Origin of the sequence: Geobacillus sp. ZGt-1, from assembly GCF_001026865.1 — a bacterium.
In the GTDB taxonomy this organism is placed as follows: Bacteria; Bacillota; Bacilli; order Bacillales; family Anoxybacillaceae; genus Geobacillus; species Geobacillus thermoleovorans.
This window is the reverse complement of record NZ_LDPD01000026.1, coordinates 109,370-111,380: the sequence shown is the minus strand read 5'-3', so window position 1 is coordinate 111,380 and position 2,011 is coordinate 109,370. Positions and strand designations below refer to the sequence as shown.

The window sequence follows — 2,011 nt, the reverse complement described above, 5'->3', positions numbered from 1 at the left end:
TTTTCGGAGCCAGACCATTCGATGAAGGAGACATCTATATCGACGGGCGTCCTGTGCGCATCCGTTCTCCGCGCCAAGCCGTCGAACATGGCATCGCCATGATTACCGAAGACCGAAAGCAAAAAGGGCTCATTCTCGAGATGAGCGTCCATGAGAATTTGACCTTGCCGAAGTTGGAACAATTAGCAACAGCGGGATTCATCCAGTCATCGAAAGAACGGGACGTGGTGTTGACATACATTCATCTGTTGAATATTAAAGCCTCTTCCCCAGATTTACCCGTGAAAGCATTGAGCGGCGGGAATCAACAAAAAGTCGTATTCGGCAAATGGCTGGCGATGAACCCGCGCATCCTCATTTTGGATGAACCGACTCGCGGCGTGGATGTCGGGGCAAAGAAAGAGATTTATGAAGTGATCAATGAATTGGCTGCCCAAGGCGCCGCGATCATTATGATCTCTTCTGAACTGCCGGAAGTATTGGGCATGAGCGACCGCGTTATGGTCGTCCATGAAGGGAAAGTGCAAGCGATCTTGGAAAACGACGGGTTGGATCAAGAAACCATCATGCGGGCGGCGACAGGGGGGAATCGATGATGGGAGCAAAGCGAAAATGGGATGTGAAAAAACTANGGCCTTTGATCGGGCTGTTTCTGCTATGCATCGTGCTTTCCATATTGAGCGATGACTTTTTGACGATGGACAACTGGCTCAATCTCCTGCGGCAAGTATCGATTAACGCGCTCATCGCCTTTGGCATGACGTTTGTCATTTTAACGGGAGGCATTGATTTATCGGTCGGTTCGGTGTTGGCGTTATCAAGCGCGATCACAGCAGGAATGATGGCGCAAGGGGTCAATGGATTTGTTGCGATATTCGTCGGCTTATTAGCAGGCGCGGCCATGGGCGTCTTGAACGGAGTCTTGGTCACCAAAGGAAAAGTGGCTCCTTTTATTGCCACGCTGGCGACCATGACGGCGTTTCGCGGCTTGACTCTCGTTTACACGGACGGTCGCCCGATTACAGGGTTTGCGTCTGATGACATCCTGTTTCAGATGATGGGGCGCGGTTATTTCTTCGGCATTCCCGTACCTATTATATTGATGCTCACGGTCTATATCGCTTTGTATGTAGTATTGAAAAAGACTACATTTGGCCGCCATACGTACGCGATTGGCGGGAACGAAGAAGCGAGCCGTCTATCGGGACTTCGCGTTGATCGACTCAAAATATATGTGTATGCCCTAACAGGGGCGTTATCTGCTTTGGCGGGGCTCATTTTAACTTCCCGTTTGAATTCCGCGCAGCCGACAGCGGGAACGGCGTACGAGTTGGATGCCATTGCGGCCGTTGTTTTAGGCGGCACCAGTTTGTCAGGAGGAAGAGGCTGGATTTTCGGCACGTTAGTCGGCGCCTTGATTATCGGTGTATTGAACAATGGATTGAACTTGCTCAATGTGTCGTCGTTTTACCAGCAAGTCATCAAAGGAGCGGTCATTCTTCTTGCGGTGCTGTTAGACCGCCGCAAAGAAGTATGATAGATGTTATCAAAAAATAAGGGGGAGTATGAAAATGCGAAAAGCAGTTGGTTTGTTAGCCACATTGTTGCTTGCAGGCGGCGTGTTGGGTGGATGTTCGCTCGACCAGAACAACGCATCGAGCGACAAAGGGAAAACGAAACAGGATGGGGAAGTGAAAATCGGTTTGTCCATTTCCACCTTGAACAACCCGTTCTTTGTCACCTTAAAAGAAGGAGCGGAAAAAGCCGCCAAAGACGAAGGGGCAGAGCTGATTGTGGTTGATGCCCAAAATGATTCGGCGAAACAAATTAACGATATTGAAGACTTGATCCAGCAGAAGGTCGATGTGCTTTTGGTCAATCCGACGGACTCGAGCGCCGTGGCTTCTGCGATTGAATCCGCCAACAGCGCCAACATCCCGGTCATTACGGTCGACCGCAGCGCGGACGGCGGGAAAGTGGTCACCCATATCGCTTCTGACAATGTGGCTGG

General features: G+C 50.5%; 3 protein-coding genes. All 3 read left to right on the top strand.

Annotated features, from left to right (window positions below):
* Nucleotides 1-596: ATP-binding cassette domain-containing protein (locus VU18_RS20660; protein ID WP_047758358.1), on the top strand; the 596-nt coding region annotated here is incomplete at its 5' end.
* A 36-nt stretch (nt 597-632) separates the two neighbouring features.
* A partial coding sequence (gene rbsC / locus VU18_RS14125) for a ribose ABC transporter permease (protein ID WP_236687414.1) occupies nt 633-1,537 on the top strand: 905 nt, incomplete at its 5' end.
* Nucleotides 1,538-1,571: 34 nt separating this feature from the next.
* The coding region (locus VU18_RS20655) for a substrate-binding domain-containing protein (RefSeq protein ID WP_047758355.1) at nt 1,572-2,011 on the top strand (440 nt) is incomplete at its 3' end.